This window comes from Roseateles chitinivorans, assembly GCF_002761755.1.
GTDB classification, from domain to species: domain Bacteria; phylum Pseudomonadota; class Gammaproteobacteria; order Burkholderiales; family Burkholderiaceae_C; genus Roseateles; species Roseateles chitinivorans.
Window position 1 is genome coordinate 1 of sequence record NZ_PEOG01000065.1, and the last position, 19,319, is coordinate 19,319.

A 19,319-nucleotide genomic window follows, 5' to 3' on the forward strand; every position below is an offset into this window, starting at 1 on the left:
CGACGCCCGAGGACCGCGCATCGCCGGCGGGCTCGGCCAAGGCGGTCGTCGTCACGCGCGACAACCACCGCCATCGCGACGACATCGAGCGCATGTACCGCATGGCGCTGCATGCGGCGCGGCAGGAGGTGATCATCGCCAACGCCTATTTCTTCCCCGGCTTCCTGCTGCTGCGGAGCATGCAGCGCGCGGCGCGGCGCGGCGTGGCGGTCCATCTGGTCCTGCAGGGGCAGCCCGACATCCCGTGGGCGCGCTGGGCCGCACGCATGGTCTACGACCAGCTGATGCGCGCCGGCGTCCACATCCACGAGTACTGCGAGCGGCCGATGCATGGCAAGGTCGCGCTGGTGGACGGCGCCTGGGCGACGGTGGGATCGAGCAACCTCGACCCGCTGAGCCTGTCGCTGAACCTGGAGGCCAACCTCATCGTCGAGGACCGCGACTTCAACCGCGCCCTGCGCGACAAGCTGCAGCCCCTGATGCGCAACCACTGCCGGCTGCTGAAGCTGGAGGAGACCAACGCGCACCGCTGGTGGTGGCGGCTAGGCATGGGCGCGCTGGTCTTCCATGTGATGCGGCACTTCCCGCGCTGGCTGGCGCGGCTGCCGCGCCAGACCCAGCCGCTGATGCCGGTGACGGAGACGCCGGTGGTGGTCAGCGCTCCGCAGACGCCGGCGACCGAGGCCTGGCAATGGCACGCCACGAAGCAGTTGAGCAAGGAAACCGCGGAGTGAGTCCGCCCGCTGGCGACCACGCGCCGCGGCGTCCGACGCGTCATCGCTGGGGGCGCTGGCTGAGCGCCGCCTTCGCCATCGCCGTCGTCGCGCTGCTGGCCTGGGCGGCGCACCAGGTCGACTGGAACGAGGTCGGCGATGCGCTGCGACAGTTGCCGGTGGGCGTGCTGGCGGCCGGCGGCGCGCTGTGCCTGGTCAGTCACCTGATCTACAGCGGCTACGACCTGATCGGCAAGCACTGGGCGCGGCACGCGGTGCCCGCGCGGCGCGTCATGCTGATCACCTTCATCAGCTACGCCTTCAACCTCAACCTGGGCGCGCTGGTCGGGGGCGTGGCGATGCGGCTGCGGCTGTATGCGCGCGAGGGCCTGAAGCATCCGGTGCCGGCGCAGATCCTGGCGCTCAGCATGGCTTCCAACTGGCTCGGCTACGGGCTGCTGGCGGGCGGGCTGTTCCTCTTCGGCTGGCTGGCGCCGCCGGCGGACTGGGGCATCGGCGCGGCGGCGCTGCGCTGGCTGGGTGCGCTGATGTGGGCCGTCGTGCTGGGCTACCTGGCGCTGTGCGCCTTCTCGCCGCGCCGTGAGTTCACCCTGCGCGGCCACGACTTCTTCGTCCCGAGCCTGCGCATCGCGCTGATGCAGCTGCTGATCGCCTCGGCCAACTGGCTGACGATCGGCGCGGTGCTGTGGGTGCTGCTGCAGCAGGGCGTGGATTACGGCCACACGCTGGCGGTGCTGCTCGTCGCGGCGGTGGCCGGTGTGATCGCGCATGTGCCGGCGGGGCTGGGCGTGCTGGAGGGCGTCTTCGTCGCCTTCCTCGGGCCCGCGCTGGGGAACGGCCAGGTGCTGGCGGCGCTGATCGCCTACCGGGCGCTGTACTACCTGGCCCCGCTGGGGGTCGCGGCGATCGCGTACTTCGTGCTGGAGGCGAAGGCGCGGCGTTGAGCGCCGGACCGACGACCGGGCTCGACTAGGTGCTGGGATCCACGCTCGGCTTGCGCGGCCTTCCGCCCTTGCGTCCGTTCATGCGCGCGGCCTGGGCCTTCGCGGCGCTCACTCGACGGCCGTTGCTGGCGGCGACCATGCTGGCGGCCAGGCCCATCAAGGCGTCGCTCACCGCAATCATTCCTTGAATGGACAGGTGCAGGTCGCGCTCCTCCAGGCAAAGGGCCTGCCCGCCGAAACCAATGGTCAGTCGATCGAGTTCAGCGGGGTCCAGCGCCTCGAGTTCCGGGAACTTGGCGACCGGCAGCGCGATGGCGCTCTGGTCCACGAAGCCGATCAGCAGCGATCGACGCGAAGGGAGAAACTGGACCGACACCGCCTGCGGAGTTCGCGACTGTCGCGTTGCCACGGCACGGCGCATGTTGTCCTCGGTGACTGGCGCGTCATCACGTACCTGTGCCTTGATCTTCATAGCTCGATCTCCACGCGACCGTGGCGCTCCAACTGGAGCACGGTTATGTCCTTCTCCGGGTCATAGATCGAGGCGACGACGCGGGCGTCACGACCTCGAGAGGCTTTTGCCACGCGGACGCAGTGCTCGTCGACATCCCAACGCTGGTTGTCCAGACAGGTGGTGCTGCGCGACTGCCACCAGAGGCGCCTTGCCCGCCGCAGCGTCTCCGGAGACTTCAGCCGTCGACGAAGTTCCTCCAGCAATGTGGCCTTTGGTGCTCGCAACGAAGGGGCCACATCCCACAGCGCCACGCCGTTGTGCCAGAAGCTGAACCGAAAGCGCGCGTCCCAGTCCGCCTCGCCCACATGCACATGCGGTGGGCAATGCTCGTCCCGCGTATAGACAACCATCGTCAAGCCCCGGTGACTGCAGACCTTCATGCTAACCCAACTGTTTGGTTAATCCTCGCCCGAGACAGCGCGTCGTCGGCCGTGAGCGCAGAAGTGGACGCCTCGATCACACCGCCCTGCACGATCTGTATCAAGGCGCGTGCTCGGGTTCGGCATCCGTCGGGCGGTCGCAACGGGGTGGCGAGTCAATGCACCCTCGGGCATCCGCGTTGCCGATCGGTACGCGCATCTCCTTTCCGGAGGTGCGATGGCAACGACAAGGAGGCGCCATGACCAAAATGACTCAAGCAGGTCTTTCAGCCATCGTGATCAGTGGCTGCTTCCTGGCCCTGCCCCTCGCCCACGCCGCCGACGACACCGGCAAGGGGACCGGTGACGAGCGGCCCGGCAAGGTCAAGACGGCCATCGCCAAGAGCCTGGGCAAGATCCGGCTGGATGGCGACATGCTCGCGCTGCTGAAGGCGCATGAAGGACTAAAGCCGAAGGCGATCGAGAAGATCGACGTGCGCGCCGCCCGCGCGAATCCGACGCTGGCGGATGCGGTCCAGGCGCTGCTGCGCCAGAACAACCGCAGCACCGATCCCGCACAGCTGACGCCGGGCATCACCAGCGTCGATACCACCGTGCAGGGCGCCGCCGGCCCGCTGCCGGCCCGGTTCTACACACCGCCCGGACCCGGGCCCTTCCCGGTCGTCGTCTACTTCCACGGCGGCGGCTGGGTGCTGGCCGACAAACAGGTCTATGACGCCAGCGCCCGCGCGATCGCCCAGCAGGCCCAGGCCCTCGTCATCTCCGTCGACTACCGCCGCGCGCCCGAGGCCAGGTTCCCGGCCGCCTGGGACGATGCGCTGGCCGCCTACCGCTGGACGCTCGCGAACGCGGCCGGCAGCAAGGGCGACGCCAGCCGCGTCGCGCTCGCCGGCGAGAGCGCGGGCGGCAACCTCGCGCTCGCCACCGCGATCGCCGCGCGCGACGCCGGCCTGCAGAAGCCCGCCCACGTGCTGGCCATCTATCCGGTGACGCAGAGCAGCCTCAACACCGAGTCCTACCTCGAGAACGCCGCCGCGCAACCGCTCAACCGCGCGATGGTCCAGTGGTTCCTGGACCAGCTCCTCGAGGACAAGGCGCAGCTCAAGGACTGGCGCCTGAACCTGATCGACGCCAGGCTCGCCGGCCTGCCGCCGGTGACGCTGATCAGCGCCCGGGTGGATCCGCTGCGATCCGACAGCGCGAAGATGGAAGACGCGTTGAAGAAGGCCGAGGTCCTGGTCGAGCGCCGCGACTACGAAGGCGTCACCCACGAGTTCTTCGGCGCCGCCGCCGTCGTGGAGAAGGCCCGCAATGCGCAGGCCTTCGCCGGCGAGCGCCTGCGCCGGGCCTTCGGCAACTGAAGCCTCGGCGAGCGGGCGCGGCCCGCGCCGCCTCAGAGCCCGTTGCCGGTGGCGTAGGGCAACAGCGCCTCGACCAGGGGCTTGGCCAGCTCGCGCAGCAGCAGGCCCAGGCCGCCCGCGAGCGCGATCCCGATCATCGCGATCACCAGGCGGGCAATCAGGTGCCGGTGGCCGGTGCGCACGATGAAGGACAGGCTGAACGCCAGGCTGGTGAGCGACGCGAACACGGCGCCGTTGGCCGCGACGTCGAAGCCGATCGCGCCCTGCGCCGCCATGCTCGCCGCGGCGGCCACCGCGCTGGCGCTGGACAGCAGCCCGCCGATCACCGTGACCGCATAGAAGCCGGCCTCGCCGAACTCGCGCTGCATCAGCCGGCCCACGATGTGGAGCGCCAGGAACAGCAGCCCGTAGCGCAGCGCCACCGGCAGCGAGAACGGCAGCTCCAGCTTGATGTCCGAGACGTCCGCGGTCGGCGTGCCGTTGCGCTGCAGCAGGCTCAGCACCACGAAGCCCGCGGCCGACAGCACCATCATCCCGAAGGCCGCCGCCGCGTTGACGAAGGCCAGCGGCGTGAGGATCAACAGCAGCACCGCGTTGCGCAGCACCATCGCCGCCACCGCCACCAGCACCGCGCGGTAGGCGCCCTCGGCGAAGCGGCCGGCGGTCTCGCGCACTCGCGTGGCCATCTCGACGACGGTGAAGTTGCTGTTGACCAGGCCGCCGAAGAAGGCGGACAGCTCCGCGCCCTTGGAGCCATACATCTTCCACAGGATGTAGTTCACGAAGCCGATGCTGGCGATGAGGATCACGGTGACCCAGGCCGCGCGCGGCTCGATCAGCCGCCATGGCCCCACCGCGCCGGCGGGCAGCGCCGGGTAGATGACGATGGCCAGGATCGCGAGCAGCAGGGCCGAACGCACCTCGCCCTCGGTCAGGCCCATCGACAGCCCCGAGAGCCGCTCCTTCCAGGCCAGCAGCGCGGTCGTGCTGACCATCACCGCCGCCGGCGTCACCGTGTGGCCCAGCCCGCACAGCACGCCCGCCATGCAGGTCACCAGCATCGCGGCGGAGGTCGTCAGCTCCGGCCCATGGCCGCCGCGCATCGTGTGGACGTTCAGCGGCACCGCCAGGCCGGCGGCCAGGACCAGGCTCAGCAAGGCGTAGTGCTCGCCCAGCGAGCCGCCCAGCGCGCCGAGCAAGGCGATGAAGCCGAAGGTCCGCAGGCCCGCCTCCTTGCCGCGCCGCTCGCGCTCCAGGCCCAGCAGCAGGCCCAGCGACAAGGCCAGCGCCAGACGAAGGAGGATCTCGAGGTAAGGCCACTCCGCATTGGGCAGTGGCGTGGACATGGGCAGCGGCAGTGTCATCGGGCCAGCGTACCGCAAGCCGCGCATGCGCCTCAAGCCATGGGCGCCGCCCCTCCCTAGACGGCCCAGCGCAGCATCGGCGCGGGAATCGCAACCGACCCCTGGGCGGGCGGCGTCTCCGGCTCGCGGTCGGGCGCGCTCAGCACCCGGTCGAGCAGCCGCTGCTCCAGCGCCGCGAAGGCCGCGTCGCGACGCCGCGGCCGCGGCAGATCGATGCGCAGGTCCAGCGCCAGCCGGCCGTCCTCGATCAGCAGCACCCGGTCCGCCAGCGCGACCGCCTCGGCCACGTCGTGCGTGACCAGCAGCGCGGTGAAGCCGTGTCGTGTCCACAGCGACTCGATCAGCCGCTGCATGTCGATGCGTGTCAGCGCGTCCAGCGCGCCCAGCGGCTCGTCCAGCAGCAGCAGCCTGGGCGCATGCACCAGCGCCCGTGCCAGGGCCACGCGCTGACGCTGGCCACCCGACAGACGGGCCGGCCACTCGTTGGCGCGGTCCGCGAGACCGACCTGGGCGAGCGCCTTCAGCGCGCGCTCACGGGCGTCCGCGCCGTCCAGGCCGAGGGCGACGTTGTCCACCACCCTGGCCCACGGCAGCAGCCGCGCCTCCTGGAACATGAAGCGGGTGGCGGACGGGTCGCCCGCGTCGAGCGACCCGGCGCTCGGCAGGTCGAGTCCGGCGAGCAGCCGCAGCAGCGTGCTCTTGCCGCAGCCGCTGCGGCCGATGACCGCGACGAACTCGCCGGCCTCGACCCGCAGGTCCACGCCGTGCAAGACCTGTCGCTCGCCGAAGGCCTTGCCCAGGCCGTCCAGCGCGACGCGCTGCCCGCCGTCGGGCGCGCGGCGGCGGGCAGCGGACCCGCGCTGGACCGGCGCCTGCGCCCGGTCCGGTTCCGGCATCTCCGCCGGCCGGGAGTCCTGCCAGCCCTGCAGGACGTCGATCTCGGTCACGCTCATCATGGTTGGTACCCCGGATGCCAGCGCAGCCAGGCGCGCTCCAGCGCCTGCGCCGCGAGGTCGGCCAGCTTGCCCAGCAGCGCGTAGATCAGGATGCCCACCAGCACCACGTCCGTCTGCAGGAACTCGCGGGCATTCATCGTCATGTAGCCGATGCCGCTCTGCGCCGAGATGGTCTCGGCCACGATCAGCAGCACCCACATCAGCCCCAGCGAGAAGCGCAGGCCCACCAGGATGGAGGCCGTCGCCCCCGGCAGGATCACCCGCCGGTACAGCGCCCAGCCGCGCAGGCCGTAGGAGCGCGCCATCTCGATCAGGTCATGGTCCACGCCCCGGATGCCGTGGAAGGTGTTCAGGTAGACCGGGAAGAACACCCCCAGCGCGACCAGGAACAGCTTGGCTGTCTCGTCGATGCCGAACCACAGGATCACCAGCGGGATCAGCGCCAGCGGCGGGATGTTGCGCAGCATCTGCAGCGTCGTGTCGAGCGCCGTCTCGGCCCAGCGCTGCGAGCCGGTCAGCAGACCCAGCAGCAAACCGAGACCGCCGCCGATCGCGAAGCCGAGAAAGGCCCGGCCGGTGCTCACCACCAGGTGCCGCCAGAGCTCGCCCGACAGCGCCAGCTCCCACGCCGCCCGCGCCACCGCCGAGGGCGCCGGCAGCACGCGCGTCGACAGCCAGCCCGCCTGTGCGCTCAGCTGCCAGAGCGCCAGCACCGCCAGCGGCACCAGCCAGGGCGACAGCCACGGCACCAGGCCTTTGAGGGCGCCGCCGCGCCAGGCGACGGAGCGGGTCCGTGGCGCCCGCGGCGCCTCGATCACGGTCGTCCCCATCTCAGCTCGCGGCGGCCAGCTTGGCCGGACCGGGCACATAGCTGTTGGCGACGATCTCGCCGAACGGGCCCGTCAGCTTGGGCGCGCTGAGCTTCTCGCGCAGGGCGAGCGGCAGCAGCGGGAACACCAGCTCGGCGAAGCGGTAGGCCTCCTCCAGGTGCGGATAGCCGCTGAGCACGAAGTACTCCAGGCCCAGCGCGGCGTACTCCTGCAGTCGATCGGCCACCTGCTTCGGATTGCCGACCAGCGCCGTGCCCGCGCCGCCACGCACCAGGCCGACGCCGGCCCACAGGTTGGGCGAGATCTCCAGCCCCGCGCGGATGTCGTTCCTGTCGAAGCGCCCGCCGTGCAGCTCCGCCATGCGCCGTTGTCCCACCGAATCCATCGCGGCGAACTTGGCCTGCGCCGCCGCGATCACGTCCTCGTCCAGGTGCTGGACCAGCTGGCCGGCGGCGGCCCAGGCCTCTTCCTCGGTCTCGCGGACGATCACATGCAGTCGGATGCCGTACTCCAGCGTGCGGCCCTTCGCCGCGGCGGCGCGGCGCACCTCGTCCAGCTTCTCGGCGACGGCCTGGGGCGGCTCGCCCCAGGTCAGGTAGGTGTCGACCTGTTCGGCCGCGAGCGCGATCGCCGGCGTCGAGGAGCCGCCGAAGAACACCGGCGGATATGGCCGGCTCACCGGCGGATACAGCAGCTTGCCGCCCTTCACCCGCAACTGCTCGCCGTCGAAGTCGACGGCCTCGCCCTCATGGCTGGCCCGCAGCACCTCGCGCCACACGGTCAGGAACTCGGTGGACAGCGCGTAGCGTTCCTCATGCGGCAGGAACAGCCCGTCGCCGGCCAGTTCATCCGGATCGCCGCCGGTGACCAGGTTGACCAGCAACCGCCCGCCCGAGAGCCGGTCCAGCGTCGCCGCCATGCGGGCCGATTGCACCGGCTGCACCAACCCCGGCCGCAGCGCGACCAGGAATTTCAGGCGCCGCGTCGCCTCGATCAGGCTGGCCGCGACGATCCAGCTGTCCTCGCAGCTCCGGCCGGTGGGCAGCAGCACGCCCTCGTAGCCGAGGCTGTCGGCCGCGATCGCGACCTGGCGGTAGTAGTCGAAGTCCGCGACGCGGGCGCCCTTGGAGGTGCCGAGGTAGCGCGAGTCGCCATGCGTGGGGATGAACCAGAGGATCTTCATTGGGGGGCTTCTCTCGTGGTGCCGCTCACTTGGCGGCGGTCCGGACCGACTTCGGCAGCGCGTCGGCGATGCGGATCGGCTTGGGAATCAGCTTCAGCGCATGGAAGGCGTCGGCGATCTTCTGCTGCTCGGCGGCGATCGCCGGCGTGATCGGCTGGATGCCGTAGGCGAAGCGGGTGGCGGCGAGTTCGGTGGTGGCCACGTCCAGCCCGATCTGCGGCGCGAGCAAGGCGGCCACGGCCGCGGTGTTGCGCTCGGACCAGCGGTCCAGCTGGGCCAGCTCCTCGACGATCGCCTGCACCACCTGCGGATGCTTCTCCGCGTAGCCGCGCGCGGCCAGGTAGAACTGGTGGTTCGCGACGACGCCCTGGCCATCGGCCACGACGCGCGCGCCGAGCTGGCGCTGCGCGGCGGCAAGGAAGGGATCCCAGATCACCCAGGCGTCGACGGCGCCGCGCTCGAAGGCGGCGCGCGCGTCGGCCGGCGGCAGGTAGACGACCTGGATGTCGCTGTACTTCAAGCCCTGCTTCTCCAGCAGCTTGACCAGCAGGTAGTGAACGTTGGAGCCCTTGTTCAGCACGACCTTGCGGCCCTTGAGGTCGGCGAGCGAGCGGATCGGCGAATCCTTGGGCACGATCAGCGCCTCGGCAGCCGGCGCCGGCGGCTGGTTGGCGACGTAGACCAGGTCCGCGCCGGCCGCCTGCGCGAAGATCGGCGGCGCCTCGCCCACGGTACCGAAGTCGATGGAGCCGACATTCAGCCCTTCCAGCAGCTGCGGGCCGGCGGGGAATTCGGTCCACTTCACCGTGATGCCCAGCGGCGCCAGGCGCCGCTCGAGATCGCCCTTGGCCTTCAGCACGGTCAGCGTGCCGTACTTCTGGAAGCCGATGCGGAGCTCCGCGGGATTGGTCTGGGCCTGGGCCGGGCCGGTCAGGCCGATGGCCGTGGCAGCGGCGGCGAGCGCCAGGACGTGACGGCGATGGAAGTCGATGCTCATGGGTGGTGGACCTTGGGCTTGTGGTGGATTCAGAGAACCAGCGCGGGCGGCGTCGCCGGCGCGGAACGGGGCGAGCGCTCCAGCACCTGGGCGGCCCCGAGGGACAGGCGGCGCAGGATGTCGTCGCCGACCTGGTAGTCGCCGGTGGGGGTTCTGGCGATGTGCGCATCGGCGGCATAGACGCCGTCGATGTGGGATCGCGCGCCCAGGGCGGACAGCACCGGCAGCAGGCCGTAGTCGAGCGCCAGCAGATGGGCGAGGCTGCCGCCGGTGGCCAGCGTCCAGACCGACTTGCCGGCCAGGCCGTCCTGCGGGAGCAGGTCCAGGAAGATCTTCAGCAGGCCGCTGTAGGCCGCCTTGTAGATGGGCGTCGCGATGACGATGGTCCGGGCCTCGGCGACGGCGGCGAGCGCCTGGCGCAGGGTGGCGTCCTCGAAGTCCGCATGGAGCAGCGGCTGCGCCGGCAGATCGCGGAGCTTGAGCGTGCGGGTCGGGAGGCCGTGGTGGTGCAGGCGCTGCGCCGCGGCACCCAGCAAGGCGCCCGAGCGCGAGTGGAGACTGGGGCTGGCGGCGATGAGCAGGACGGACATGGCGGTCGAGGGGAGGAAGCAGTGACCGGGTCATTCTGCGAATCGGCCGTCATTCCCTGAACGAAGCAGAACGCCGATGGATAGGCGCAAAACGGCTAACGCCAACCGCCGAAAGCCAATCGCCAATCGCCAATCGCCAATCGCCAATCGCCAACCGCCGAAAGCCGATCGCCAGTCGTCAATCGCCGGCCGCGATGCACCGAAGTCCCTCGCCCGCTTGCGGGAGAGGGTCGGGTGAGGGCATGCCTCGTCATCCCACTCGCTCCAGCTCCGACAACACCTCCCCTCGCAACGCCGCCAGTTCGGCGCTGCCCCGCCCCCGAGGGTGATGCAGCCGGATGTCGATCTCGCGCACGATGCGCCCCGGCCTCGCCCCGAGCACCAGCACCCGGTCGGCGAGCAGGACCGCCTCCTCGATGTCATGCGTCACCAGCAGCAGGCTGGTGCCATGGGCGCTCGCCACCTCCCGCACCAGGTCCTGGAGCCTCATCCGCGTGAACGCATCCAGCGCCGAGAACGGCTCGTCCAGCAGCAGGACCCGCGGCCGCGTATAGAGGGCCCGCGCGATCGCCGCCCGCTGCGCCTGCCCGCCGGACAACTGACGGGGCAGCGCGTCCTCCAACCCGCCCAGGCCGACCTCCTCGAGCAGCCTCACGACCCAGGCCTCGTCATGCCCTTGCCCGAGGTCGAAGCCGACGTTCTCCGCCACGGTCAACCAAGGGAACAGCCGCGGCTCCTGGAAGACCACGCCGATCTCCCGATCCGGGCCCTGCCGCACCCGCCCGCCCAGTCGCACCTCGCCGCTGAAGTCGGGATCGAGCCCGGCCACGATGCGCAGCAGCGTGCTCTTGCCGCAGCCGCTCGCACCGACCAGCCCGAGCACCTCCCCCGCCGCGAGTTCGAACCGGACCTCGGACAGGACCGGCACGTCGCGTGGCGACGCCGGCGCTGCGCCCCTTCGGCCGCCCGCGCGGACCGCGCCGACCGCGCTGTCGAATCGCTTCGCCCTCACCTGCACCTCGAGCACGCTCATGCCGTGCCTCCAAAGCTGTCGCGCCAGTGCAGCGCGCGTTGTTCGATGGTGGCCACCAGGCTGTCGCTGAGCTTGCCCAGCAGCGCCAGCAGCACGATCGCCGCCAGCACCAGGTCGGCCCGTCCGGTCTCGCGACCATCGGTCAGCAGATAGCCCAGCCCGCGGCTGGCGGCGATCAGCTCGGCGGCGACCATGAACATCCACGCCAGGCTGAGCCCGTTGCGCAGCCCGGTCAGCACTGCCGGCAGCGCGGCCGGCAGCAGCACGCGCCGCGCGAGCGCGACCCGGCCGAGCCCGCGCAGCCGGGCGACCTCGACCAGCTTGCGGTCCACGTCACGGAAGCCCGAGGCCACCCCCATGTAGACGGGGAAGAACGCGCCGATGGCGATCAGCGCGACCTTGGACGCCTCATCGATGCCCAGCCACAGCAGCAACAGCGGCACCCAGGCGAGCGACGGAATCGCCCGCAGCGCCTGGAAGCTCGGCGTCAGCAGCGCGGCCGCGAAGCCGGACAGACCGACCAGCGCCCCCAGCAGCAGCGCCAGGACCGCACCGAGCGCGAAGCCGCCGGCCACGCGCAGGCTGCTGGCAAGCACATGCTGCGAAAGCTGTCCGTCGCGCAGCATCTGCAGCAGCGCCGCCAGCACGTCGCTGGGCGCCGGCAGCAGATGCGGCGCGATCCAGCCCAGGCGCACCGCCGCCTCTGCCAGCAGCAAGGCGACCACGGGTGGCACAGCGCCCAACAGCCCCCTCGGCCATCGGGCCGGCGCCAGGCCGTCGCCGCCCGCAACGGAGACGAGCCCATGGGGGCCGGGCGACGTCGTCGCCGCCAGCGCCGCGATGGATGCGGCGGCGCCGGGCGCCGGCTGCTCCGGCATCACCGGCCCCAGCGAGGCCACGGCCCGCGCGATCAGGTCAGCATCGGCGCTCATCGCGGCCCGCTCACGCCTTCACCAGTCCAGCAGCAAAGCGCGTGTCGACCAGGTCGGCGATCGTGCGGTTCAGGTCCACGCCCGGCTTGACGAGCTGCTCCGCCGTCAGGATCGGCGCCGCGGCCTGCAGCGCCTTCACATGCTCGTCCGATGGCTGGGGATGCGAGAAATCGCTGCGCAGCTTCACCTGCAGCAGCGCCACCGGCAGGCTGACCTTGGCCTCCTCCGACAGGATCTTCGCGGCGTCGGACGGATTCGCGAGCGTCCAGGCCCGCGCCCGCTCGTAGGCGGCGATCACGCGCCTCACCGTCTGCGGATGCCGGGCCAGGAATTCCTCGCGCACGTTGAGGAAGCCATAGGTGTTGAAGCCGACGTTGCGGTAGAGCAGCCTCGAGCCGGCATCGAGCTCGCTCGCCGCCATCAGCGGGTCCAGCCCGGCCCATGCGTCGACGCGGCCCTGCTCCAGCGCCGCCCGGCCATCGGCATGCTGGAGGGCGACATGCTCGATGTCGCCCCGCTTGAGACCGACCGTGTGCAGCGCGCGCAGCAGGAACAGATAGGGATCGGTGCCCTTGGTCGCCGCGATCCGCCGCCCCTTCAGGTCGGCGAGCGACCGGATGCCGGAGTCGCCGCGCACGACCAGCGCCGTCCATTCCGGTCGGGAGAAGATGTAGGGCGTGCGGATCGGATTGCCGTTCGCGCGCGCCAGCAGCGCGGCCAGCCCGGCCGTCGAGCCGATGTCGATGCTGCCCGCGTTGAGGTACTCCAGCGCCCGGTTGCTGCCGGCGCTCAGCACCCACCGCACCGCAGTGCCGTCCTTCGCCAGGTCCTCTTCCAGCCAGCCGAAGCGGCGCAGCACCAGGCTGGTGGGCGAGTAGTAGGCGTGATCGAGCCGCAACTCCTTCGGTGCGACGGCCCCCTGAGCGCGCGCGCCGACGCTGGTCAGGCCGGCGATGCCGGCGGCCAGGCCCGCGCCCAGCACCAGGGCGTCGCGCCGTGTGGGCGGTTGCTGCTGTTTCGAATCGCTGCTTCGGCTCATGCGGTGGGCTCCGTCAAGGGAATGGTCAGGGAAGTGCGGGAGAGATCGGCAAGGCCGGCGATGTCCGGGTCAGCGGCCGGTCGCGGTGATTCAGGCGCTTCCGGCGTGCCGAGACGGACCTGCCGACCCGCGTGCGTCGGCTTCAGCCGGTCACCCTGGCCGAACAGCCGGGCGCGCAAGGTGCGGGGCGCCGTGCCGGCGTCGCCCTCCTCACCGGCCTGCGGCCGGTAACGGCCGCGGCGGCGCAGCTCGGGCACCACCAGGTCGACGACATCGCGGAAGGTCTCATGCGCCAGCGCATAGGCGAGGTTGAAGCCGTCGAGGCCGGTGGCCGCCTGCCAGGCGACCAGTTGATCGGCGACCTGCGCCGGATCGCCGACGAACACCGGTCCCCGCCCGCCGAGCCCGATGAACGCGGCGGCCTCGCCGACGGTCCAGCGCCGCGTCGGATCGGCGCTGCTGAACGAAGCCAGCGCCGTGCGGCCCGCCTGCGTGTCGAGATAGTCGATGGTCGCGTCCAGCGGGTAGCGGCTGAAGTCGACGCCGGTCCACCCCGACAGCAGGGCCAGCGCGGCCTCGATGTCGACATGGCGCTCCAGCTCCTTGAACTTCGCTTGCGCGGCCTCGGCCGTCGGCGCGGTGATGATCAGCGCCTGTCCGTAGATCAGCACGTCGTCCGGCGCGCGGCCGGCGGCCACGACGGCCTCGCGCAGGCCGTCCACATAGCCCTTCACCACCGCCGTGCTGGGACCGCTGACGAAGATGCACTCGGCATGTCGGCCGGCGAAGGCGCGGCCGCGGCTCGAGGTGCCGGCCTGGAACAGCACCGGCGTGCGCTGCGGCGAGGGCTCGCACAGATGCACGCCGGGCACCCGATAGTGTGTGCCGCGATGGTGGATCGCATGGACCTTGGACGGATCGGTGAACACCCGTCCCGCCTTGTCGCGCCGCACCGCGTCGTCTGCCCAGCTCAATTCCCACAACTTGTAGACGACGTCGAGGTACTCGTCGGCCAGGTCGTAGCGCTCGTCGTGCGCGCGCTGGCCGTCCTGGCCGAGGTTGCGCGCCGCGCTGTCGAGGTAGCCGGTGACGATGTTCCAGCCGATGCGGCCACGCGTCAGGTGGTCCAGCGTGGACAGGCGCCGCGCGAAGCTGTACGGCGGCTCGTAGGTGAGCGCGACCGTGACGCCGAAGCCGAGTTCGCGCGTCACCGAGGCCATCAGCGGCACCAGCGCGAGCGGATCGTTCAGCGGCACCTGCACCGCATGGCGCAGCGCCGCGTCCGGCGTGCCGCCATGCACGTCGTAGACGCCCAGCACATCGGCCAGGAAGACGCTGTCGAAACCGCCGCGCTCGAGCAGGCGGGCCAGCTCGATCCAGTAGTCCGGATCGGTGTAGCGGTGCGACTCGTCGCGCGGATGCGTCCACAGGCCCGGTGACTGATGCCCGACCGTGTTCATCGCGAAGGCATTGAAGCGCACCGGCTTCCCGCCCGGCGATGCGCCCGTCCCGGCCGCGCTCATTGCAGGAACGCCGGCCGTGCGTAGCCGGGGAACTTCTGCTCCAGCACCGCCTTGAACTCGGGCGCGCGGAACGCCTCCGCCAGCGCCCGGGTCCACGGCTGCGCCTTGTCCTTGCCCTTGACGGCCAGCACCAGCATGTAGTGGTCGGGCGTCTTCTCAAGCAGCAGCGCGTCGCTGAGCTTGAGCCCGCTGGAGATCGCGAAGTTGCCGTTGACGATCGCGTACTCGGCGTCGTCCAGCGTGCGCGGGATCTGCGCGGCCTCGATCGGCTGCAGCTTCAGCTGGAGCGGGTTGGAGGCGATGTCCTTTTCGGTCACCCGGATCGGATCGGCGCCCGGCTTCAGCGTCAGCAGCTTCTGCTCCGCCAGCAACGCCAGACCGTGCGCGAGGTTGGCCGGGTCGTTGGCCAACGTGATGCGGTCGCCGGGCTTCACCTCGGCCAGGCTCCTGCGCTTCTTCGAATAGATGCCGAAGGGCGCCATCGGCCCCTGCACGACGTCCACGATGTCCAGCCCGCGGTCCTCGCGGAAGCGGTTGAGATAGGTGATGTGCTGGAAGAAGTTGGCGTCCAGCGCTCCCTGGGCCAGGGCGATGTTGGGCTGCACGTAGTCGTTGAACTCGACCAGCTTGACGGTGTAGCCGCGCTTCTCCAGCAGCGGCTTGATGCCCTGGCGCAGCACCTCGATGTTGGAGCCGGCGGTCGCGCCGATCGTCAGTTCCTTCTTGTCCTGCGCGTGGACGAGGGGCGTGGACAGCGCGGAGGCGCTCAGTGCGAGGGCCAGCAGCGTGCGGCGGGCGACGGTCATCGGGAATCCTTGGGAGTGGAAGTGGAAGTAGAGGTGAAGGGAGCGGTCGACAGCGAACGAGCGAACGGGGCGGCCGCGGTCCTGGCGCGCGCTCAACGCTTGTCGAGTCGCCGCGCGACGCGGTGTCCGGTGAACTGGATCAGCTGCACGAGCGCGACGAGGATGGCCACGGTCAGCACCATGACGTCGGTCTGGAAGCGGTAGTAGCCATAGCGGATGGCGAGGTCGCCGATGCCGCCGCCGCCCACCACGCCGGCCACCGCCGAGTAGGACAGGAAGCTGATCGCCAGCACCGTCAGCGCTCCCACCAGGCCGGCGCGGGCCTCGCGCACCAGCACGCGCAGCACGATCTGGGCCTCCGAGGCGCCCATCGCATGGGCCGCCTCGATGACGCCGCGCGGCACCTCGCGCAGGCACTGCTCGACAAGCCGCGCGAAGTACGGGATCGCGGCGAAGGACAGCGGCACCGCCGCCGCCAGCGGTCCGATCGAGGTGCCGGCGACTACGCGGGTGATCGGCACCAGCGCGACCAGCAGGATGATGAACGGGAAGCTGCGCACCGTGTTCACCAGCGCGTTGACGACCCGATGGACCAGCGCCGCCCCGCGGTGGCCGGACAGCGACTGGCCCGGGCTCAGCAGGAAAAGCAGCACGCCCAGCGGCCCGCCGAGCAGCACCGCCGCGCTCAGGCCGATCGCCAGCATCAGCGCGGTCTGGCCGAGCGCGACCCAGATCTCCGGCAGCAAGCCGACGAGGTTCTCAAGCATGGCGGACCTCCCGGCGTCCGATGGACGCGATCACCGCCGACGTCTCCAGCGCCGACTGGTCCAGCGCGGCGAGCCTGGCCTCCCGCCATTGCAGCCGCACCAGCTCGAGCCCGAGCGGCGATGTCGCCTGGCGCGACGCGTCGGCCAGGTCGAACTGCTCGACGAGGCGCCCCTCCGCGATCACCGCGACGCGCTCGCACAGCGCCTGCACCACTTCCAGCTCGTGGGTGACGATCACGATCGTCACGCCCAGCCGCGTGTTGATGTCGCGCAGGGTGGCCAGCAGCTCGCCGGTGGTCGCCGCGTCGAGGGCGGACGTCGGCTCGTCGCACAGCAGCACGTCGGGCCGCGGCGCGAGCGCCCGCGCGATCGCGACGCGCTGCTTCTGGCCGCCGCTCAGCTGCGCCGGGTAGTGGTCGGCCTTGTCGGCCAGTCCCACCAGCGCGAGGCTCTCTGCCACGCGGGCATCGATCTCGCGTCGCGAGCGCCCCGCATGCAGCCGAAGCGGGAAGGCCACGTTCTCCGCCGCCGTCGCGTTCTGCAGCAGATTGAACTGCTGGAAGATCATGCCGAGCCGCTGGCGCTCGCGCCGCAGGTCGGCCGGCTTCAGCGCGGTCAGCTCGCGGTCGCCGAGATGCACCCGTCCGGCGTCCGGACGCTCCAGCAGGTTGATCAGGCGCAGCAGCGTCGACTTGCCGGCGCCGCTCCTGCCGATCAGGCCGAGGATCTCGCCGGCGCGCACCGACAGGCTGGCCTCGCGCACGGCCTCGAAGCGCCGGCCGTCCGGCAGCGCGAAGGACTTGGACACGCCATCGAGGCGGATCAGCGGATCGCTCATGGACGCCTCGATCAGGAATAGGCCGTGGGCTCGGGGATCCGGCCGTCGAGGAAGAAGCGGCCCAGGTCGCGCAGCTTGTAGTCGACCGGGTCGTGCAGCGTATGCACCCGCGCATTGCGCCAAAAGCGGTCGAGACCGAACTCGGCGGCAGTGCTGCGCGCGCCGGTCAGTTCGAACAACTGGCTGCCGACCTCGACGCCGGCGCGATGCGACAGCACCTTCGCCTCCGCGATCGCCAGCGCCACCTCGCCGCGCTCCTGCGCCGTCAGCGCGTCGCCGCGCTCCAGCGCGCGGCGCAGCAGGTCCACCGCATCGGCCGCGACGGCCTGCGCCGCGCGGACCTTCAGCCACAGGTCGCCGTAGCGATGCTGCACCAGCGGATCGTCGACCGCCCGGGCCACGCCGGACGCGGACCAGGGCCGGGCGCGCGTCGCGGTGTAGCGGCGCGCCTCGTCGAAGGCGCCTTCCGCCAGGCCCAGGTAGAGGTGGGCCATGATCAGCTGCGCGATCTGGGAGCGCAGCGTGGCACGCGGCGTCGGCCCCTGGCCGGGCACCTGCAGCAGTTCCTCGTCGTCGAGTCGCACCGCCTCGAAGCGCACCGTGCCGCTGTCGGTCTGGCGCTGGCCGAAGGCATCCCAGTCCTGCTCGACATGCACGCCCTCGCGCCGGGTCGGCACGATGCCGATCAGGAAGCCGCCCTCGTCGGTGGTGGCCGACACGGTCAGGCGATCCGAGCCGAGCGCGCCGGAGCAGAAGCCCTTCACGCCCTGGAGACGCCAGCCGGCGCCGTCGCGCACGGCGGTCAGCCGCGTGTCCGCCGGGTTCAGCGCATTGCCCCAGAACAAGCGCTGCTCGGCGGTCTCGCGCAGGTGCCGCGCGCCGTGGGCCGTCGCGGCCGGCCCGCCGTACAGCGACACGCCATAGAGCTGGAGGTGGTGGAAGGCCAGCACATGGGCGAGCGCGCTGTCGACACGGGCCAGCCGCCGCACGACGTCGTAGAAGGCCGGGATGCCGCCTCCCAGGCCGCCATGGGCCTCGGGGATGGTCAGCGCGAGCAGGCCGCTGGCGCGGATCAGTTCCCGCTGCTCGGCGGCATGGCCGCCTTCGCGGTCGCGCCGCACCGCGGTGGCGGCGAGCTGCTGCGCCACCTGGTCCAGGCCTGGACCCAGCACCTGGGCGAGCAAGGCCGCGGGCGGGACGGTCGGAGCGGTCGGAGCGGTCGGGGAAAGATCGTCGGGACGACGGAGCACAGGAGCAGTCATCGGCGTGGCACTCGGCGCGGCTGAAGCGATGGCGCCGAGTGTTCCCGTCCGATCGTGCGGGCCGAAGCGAGAAATTCGTCTGTGCTTATGCGGCGCCCGCGCGCGCCGCTCGATGCGCCATCGCACCGCGCGCCGGCATCGCCGATCGACCCTTCAGGCCGGGCTGCTCAACCAGGTGCAGGCGTTTCTCGCCGCCTCCGCATTGCTCTGGATGCCGACCTCCTGCGCCATCGCGCGCATGGCCTGGGCACAGCGCTCGATGTGCCGCCGGTCGGGATGCCAGGGCCCCGCCGCGTCCCCGCTGCTCTGCAGGTTCGCGTTCTTCGTGTAGACGACGCGCCAGAGCGTCTGCTTGAGGTCGCTGGCATTCATGGCGCGCAGTATTTCCAAACCGCCCCTCGCCGCGACAGAGGCCATCCCCGTCAGCGCTTGTCGGCAATCGCCCGACAACGGGGCGCGGTGTGCGCAAGTGGCGCCCCGGGCTTGCCCCAGGGCAGCGCATCCGCACGGGCTGTTAATCTGCCATTCATGAACCTGCTGCTCGCCGAAGACGATGCGATCCTGGCCGACGCCCTGTGCGAACAGATGCGCGCCAGCGGCTTCACCGTGGAGCACGCGCCCAATGGCGCCGTCGCCCAATACCTGCTGGCCAAGCAGCAGTTCGACGTGGTCGTGCTGGACCTCGGACTGCCGATGGTCAGCGGCATCGACGTGCTGCGCCAGCTCCGCCAGACCGACGCGTCGCTGCCGGTGCTGATCCTGACCGCGCTGGACAGCCTCGAGGACCGGGTCGCCGGCCTCAACGCCGGCGCCGACGACTACCTGACCAAGCCCTTCGACTTCCCGGAACTCGAGGCCCGGCTGCGCGCGCTGCTGCGCCGCAGCCGCGCCCTCAAGGCCAGCACCGAATTGGGCCAGCTCAGCATGCAGCGCGAGACCCGCAGCGCCCAGGTGCGCGGCGAGATGCTGGAACTGAGCCCGCGCGAGTTCGACCTGCTGGACCTGCTGCTCACCCACCAGGGCCGCGTGATCACGAAGGAGCAGATCAACCAGGCCTGGTCGGGCGACCGCGCCGCGCCCAGCGCCGGCGACGGCGGCGCCGCGACCAATGCGGTGGAGGTCTACATCCATCGCCTGCGCCGCAAGCTCGAGGGCGCGCAGGTGGCGATCCGCACCGTGCGCGGCCTGGGCTACCTGCTGGAGCTGGAACGGGCCTGAGGCGGCCCGCCCTGCCCCGGCCCGTGCCCCGCCCGCCCCCGTTCGCAA

Annotated in this window: 21 protein-coding genes; 4 read left to right on the plus strand and 17 right to left on the minus strand. The window is 71.2% G+C overall.

The features are described 5' to 3' along the window. Together clsB and CS062_RS19895 are read left to right on the plus strand one after the other, a co-directional pair. On the plus strand, window positions 1-734 hold a 734-nt coding region (gene clsB / locus CS062_RS19890), incomplete at its 5' end, for a cardiolipin synthase ClsB (RefSeq protein ID WP_099863302.1). Continuing rightward, complete coding sequence (locus CS062_RS19895) at window positions 731-1,678, plus strand: lysylphosphatidylglycerol synthase domain-containing protein (protein WP_233218163.1); 948 nt, start codon at window positions 731-733, stop codon at window positions 1,676-1,678. The genes clsB and CS062_RS19895, both read left to right, overlap by 4 nt. Window positions 1,679-1,703: 25 nt before the next feature. Here the strand turns inward: CS062_RS19895 and CS062_RS19900 are convergent, their stop codons facing one another. Next, window positions 1,704-2,150, minus strand: a complete 447-nt coding sequence (locus CS062_RS19900) for a DUF2442 domain-containing protein (protein WP_099863304.1) — start codon at window positions 2,148-2,150, stop codon at window positions 1,704-1,706. Beyond that, window positions 2,147-2,572: a DUF4160 domain-containing protein gene (locus tag CS062_RS19905; RefSeq protein WP_099863305.1), complete on the minus strand. Its 426-nt coding sequence runs from the start codon at window positions 2,570-2,572 to the stop codon at window positions 2,147-2,149. Before CS062_RS19905 ends, CS062_RS19900 begins: the two co-directional genes overlap by 4 nt. Window positions 2,573-2,811: 239 nt before the next feature. Here CS062_RS19905 and CS062_RS19910 point away from each other — a divergent pair, with 239 nt between their 5' ends. Beyond that, window positions 2,812-3,933 (plus strand): alpha/beta hydrolase, encoded by a 1,122-nt coding sequence (locus CS062_RS19910; RefSeq protein ID WP_233218164.1) that lies wholly within the window; start codon window positions 2,812-2,814, stop codon window positions 3,931-3,933. A gap of 32 nt (window positions 3,934-3,965) precedes the next feature. Here CS062_RS19910 and CS062_RS19915 read toward each other — a convergent pair whose 3' ends face one another. The 15 genes from CS062_RS19915 to CS062_RS19990 all read right to left on the minus strand — a co-directional run bounded on the left by CS062_RS19915 (window position 3,966) and on the right by CS062_RS19990 (window position 18,425). Then, complete coding sequence (locus CS062_RS19915) at window positions 3,966-5,279, minus strand: MgtC/SapB family protein (RefSeq protein ID WP_199174297.1); 1,314 nt, start codon at window positions 5,277-5,279, stop codon at window positions 3,966-3,968. A 74-nt stretch (window positions 5,280-5,353) separates the two neighbouring features. Next, the gene (locus tag CS062_RS19920; protein WP_438270489.1) at window positions 5,354-6,250 is read right to left on the minus strand and encodes an ATP-binding cassette domain-containing protein; all 897 of its coding nucleotides are present in this window, start codon (window positions 6,248-6,250) and stop codon (window positions 5,354-5,356) included. Then, window positions 6,250-7,083 carry an aliphatic sulfonate ABC transporter permease SsuC gene (ssuC, locus tag CS062_RS19925; RefSeq protein WP_099863307.1) on the minus strand — a complete coding sequence of 278 codons (834 nt, stop codon included), beginning with the start codon at window positions 7,081-7,083 and terminating at the stop codon, window positions 6,250-6,252. Before ssuC ends, CS062_RS19920 begins: the two co-directional genes overlap by 1 nt. Before the next feature lies 1 nt (window position 7,084). Further along, window positions 7,085-8,266: an FMNH2-dependent alkanesulfonate monooxygenase gene (ssuD, locus tag CS062_RS19930; RefSeq protein WP_099863308.1), complete on the minus strand. Its 1,182-nt coding sequence runs from the start codon at window positions 8,264-8,266 to the stop codon at window positions 7,085-7,087. 25 nt (window positions 8,267-8,291) lie between these two features. Next, complete coding sequence (locus tag CS062_RS19935; protein ID WP_099863309.1) at window positions 8,292-9,263, minus strand: sulfonate ABC transporter substrate-binding protein; 972 nt, start codon at window positions 9,261-9,263, stop codon at window positions 8,292-8,294. 29 nt (window positions 9,264-9,292) lie between these two features. After that, complete coding sequence (gene ssuE / locus CS062_RS19940) at window positions 9,293-9,853, minus strand: NADPH-dependent FMN reductase (protein ID WP_099863310.1); 561 nt, start codon at window positions 9,851-9,853, stop codon at window positions 9,293-9,295. A 250-nt stretch (window positions 9,854-10,103) separates the two neighbouring features. Then, on the minus strand, window positions 10,104-10,886 hold the full coding sequence (locus tag CS062_RS19950; protein ID WP_099863311.1) for an ABC transporter ATP-binding protein: 783 nt from the start codon (window positions 10,884-10,886) through the stop codon (window positions 10,104-10,106). Continuing rightward, on the minus strand, window positions 10,883-11,818 hold the full coding sequence (locus CS062_RS19955; RefSeq protein WP_233218165.1) for an ABC transporter permease: 936 nt from the start codon (window positions 11,816-11,818) through the stop codon (window positions 10,883-10,885). Before CS062_RS19955 ends, CS062_RS19950 begins: the two co-directional genes overlap by 4 nt. A gap of 10 nt (window positions 11,819-11,828) precedes the next feature. Beyond that, window positions 11,829-12,857, minus strand: coding sequence for an aliphatic sulfonate ABC transporter substrate-binding protein (locus tag CS062_RS19960; protein WP_099863312.1), 1,029 nt, complete (start codon window positions 12,855-12,857; stop codon window positions 11,829-11,831). Then, a complete protein-coding gene (locus tag CS062_RS19965; RefSeq protein WP_099863313.1) occupies window positions 12,854-14,380 on the minus strand; it encodes an LLM class flavin-dependent oxidoreductase in 1,527 nt (508 codons plus the stop codon). The genes CS062_RS19960 and CS062_RS19965 overlap by 4 nt, the downstream gene beginning before the upstream one ends. Further along, window positions 14,377-15,186, minus strand: coding sequence for a MetQ/NlpA family ABC transporter substrate-binding protein (locus tag CS062_RS19970; RefSeq protein ID WP_099863314.1), 810 nt, complete (start codon window positions 15,184-15,186; stop codon window positions 14,377-14,379). The genes CS062_RS19965 and CS062_RS19970 overlap by 4 nt, the downstream gene beginning before the upstream one ends. A 92-nt stretch (window positions 15,187-15,278) precedes the next feature. Further along, on the minus strand, window positions 15,279-15,953 hold the full coding sequence (locus tag CS062_RS19975) for a methionine ABC transporter permease (protein WP_099863315.1): 675 nt from the start codon (window positions 15,951-15,953) through the stop codon (window positions 15,279-15,281). Then, window positions 15,946-16,791, minus strand: coding sequence for a methionine ABC transporter ATP-binding protein (locus CS062_RS19980; protein ID WP_099863316.1), 846 nt, complete (start codon window positions 16,789-16,791; stop codon window positions 15,946-15,948). Before CS062_RS19980 ends, CS062_RS19975 begins: the two co-directional genes overlap by 8 nt. 11 nt (window positions 16,792-16,802) lie before the next feature. Beyond that, the gene (locus CS062_RS19985) at window positions 16,803-18,053 is read right to left on the minus strand and encodes an acyl-CoA dehydrogenase family protein (protein WP_099863317.1); all 1,251 of its coding nucleotides are present in this window, start codon (window positions 18,051-18,053) and stop codon (window positions 16,803-16,805) included. A 153-nt stretch (window positions 18,054-18,206) separates the two neighbouring features. After that, window positions 18,207-18,425: a hypothetical protein gene (locus CS062_RS19990; protein WP_099863318.1), complete on the minus strand. Its 219-nt coding sequence runs from the start codon at window positions 18,423-18,425 to the stop codon at window positions 18,207-18,209. A gap of 156 nt (window positions 18,426-18,581) precedes the next feature. On the opposite strand from CS062_RS19990, the gene CS062_RS19995 reads away from it, so the two are divergent. Further along, window positions 18,582-19,271, plus strand: a complete 690-nt coding sequence (locus CS062_RS19995) for a response regulator transcription factor (RefSeq protein WP_099863319.1) — start codon at window positions 18,582-18,584, stop codon at window positions 19,269-19,271. Window positions 19,272-19,319 lie beyond the last annotated feature (48 nt).

Bases quoted from the DNA above. Each gene is read 5' to 3' on its own strand.
- CS062_RS19935 (WP_099863309.1), bottom strand. From the start codon at position 9,263: ATGAGCATCGACTTCCATCGCCGTCACGTCCTGGCGCTCGCCGCCGCT.
- CS062_RS19960 (WP_099863312.1), bottom strand. From the start codon at position 12,857: ATGAGCCGAAGCAGCGATTCGAAACAGCAGCAACCGCCCACACGGCGC.
- CS062_RS19965 (WP_099863313.1), bottom strand. From the start codon at position 14,380: ATGAGCGCGGCCGGGACGGGCGCATCGCCGGGCGGGAAGCCGGTGCGC.
- CS062_RS19970 (WP_099863314.1), bottom strand. From the start codon at position 15,186: ATGACCGTCGCCCGCCGCACGCTGCTGGCCCTCGCACTGAGCGCCTCC.
- CS062_RS19995 (WP_099863319.1), top strand. From the start codon at position 18,582: ATGAACCTGCTGCTCGCCGAAGACGATGCGATCCTGGCCGACGCCCTG.
- CS062_RS19955 (WP_233218165.1), bottom strand. From the start codon at position 11,818: ATGAGCGCCGATGCTGACCTGATCGCGCGGGCCGTGGCCTCGCTGGGG.
- CS062_RS19980 (WP_099863316.1), bottom strand. From the start codon at position 16,791: ATGAGCGATCCGCTGATCCGCCTCGATGGCGTGTCCAAGTCCTTCGCG.
- CS062_RS19990 (WP_099863318.1), bottom strand. From the start codon at position 18,425: ATGAATGCCAGCGACCTCAAGCAGACGCTCTGGCGCGTCGTCTACACG.
- CS062_RS19985 (WP_099863317.1), bottom strand. From the start codon at position 18,053: ATGACTGCTCCTGTGCTCCGTCGTCCCGACGATCTTTCCCCGACCGCT.
- CS062_RS19905 (WP_099863305.1), bottom strand. From the start codon at position 2,572: ATGAAGGTCTGCAGTCACCGGGGCTTGACGATGGTTGTCTATACGCGG.
- CS062_RS19910 (WP_233218164.1), top strand. From the start codon at position 2,812: ATGACCAAAATGACTCAAGCAGGTCTTTCAGCCATCGTGATCAGTGGC.
- CS062_RS19975 (WP_099863315.1), bottom strand. From the start codon at position 15,953: ATGCTTGAGAACCTCGTCGGCTTGCTGCCGGAGATCTGGGTCGCGCTC.
- CS062_RS19915 (WP_199174297.1), bottom strand. From the start codon at position 5,279: ATGTCCACGCCACTGCCCAATGCGGAGTGGCCTTACCTCGAGATCCTC.
- CS062_RS19920 (WP_438270489.1), bottom strand. From the start codon at position 6,250: ATGAGCGTGACCGAGATCGACGTCCTGCAGGGCTGGCAGGACTCCCGG.
- ssuD (WP_099863308.1), bottom strand. From the start codon at position 8,266: ATGAAGATCCTCTGGTTCATCCCCACGCATGGCGACTCGCGCTACCTC.
- CS062_RS19950 (WP_099863311.1), bottom strand. From the start codon at position 10,886: ATGAGCGTGCTCGAGGTGCAGGTGAGGGCGAAGCGATTCGACAGCGCG.
- ssuE (WP_099863310.1), bottom strand. From the start codon at position 9,853: ATGTCCGTCCTGCTCATCGCCGCCAGCCCCAGTCTCCACTCGCGCTCG.
- CS062_RS19900 (WP_099863304.1), bottom strand. From the start codon at position 2,150: ATGAAGATCAAGGCACAGGTACGTGATGACGCGCCAGTCACCGAGGAC.
- ssuC (WP_099863307.1), bottom strand. From the start codon at position 7,083: ATGGGGACGACCGTGATCGAGGCGCCGCGGGCGCCACGGACCCGCTCC.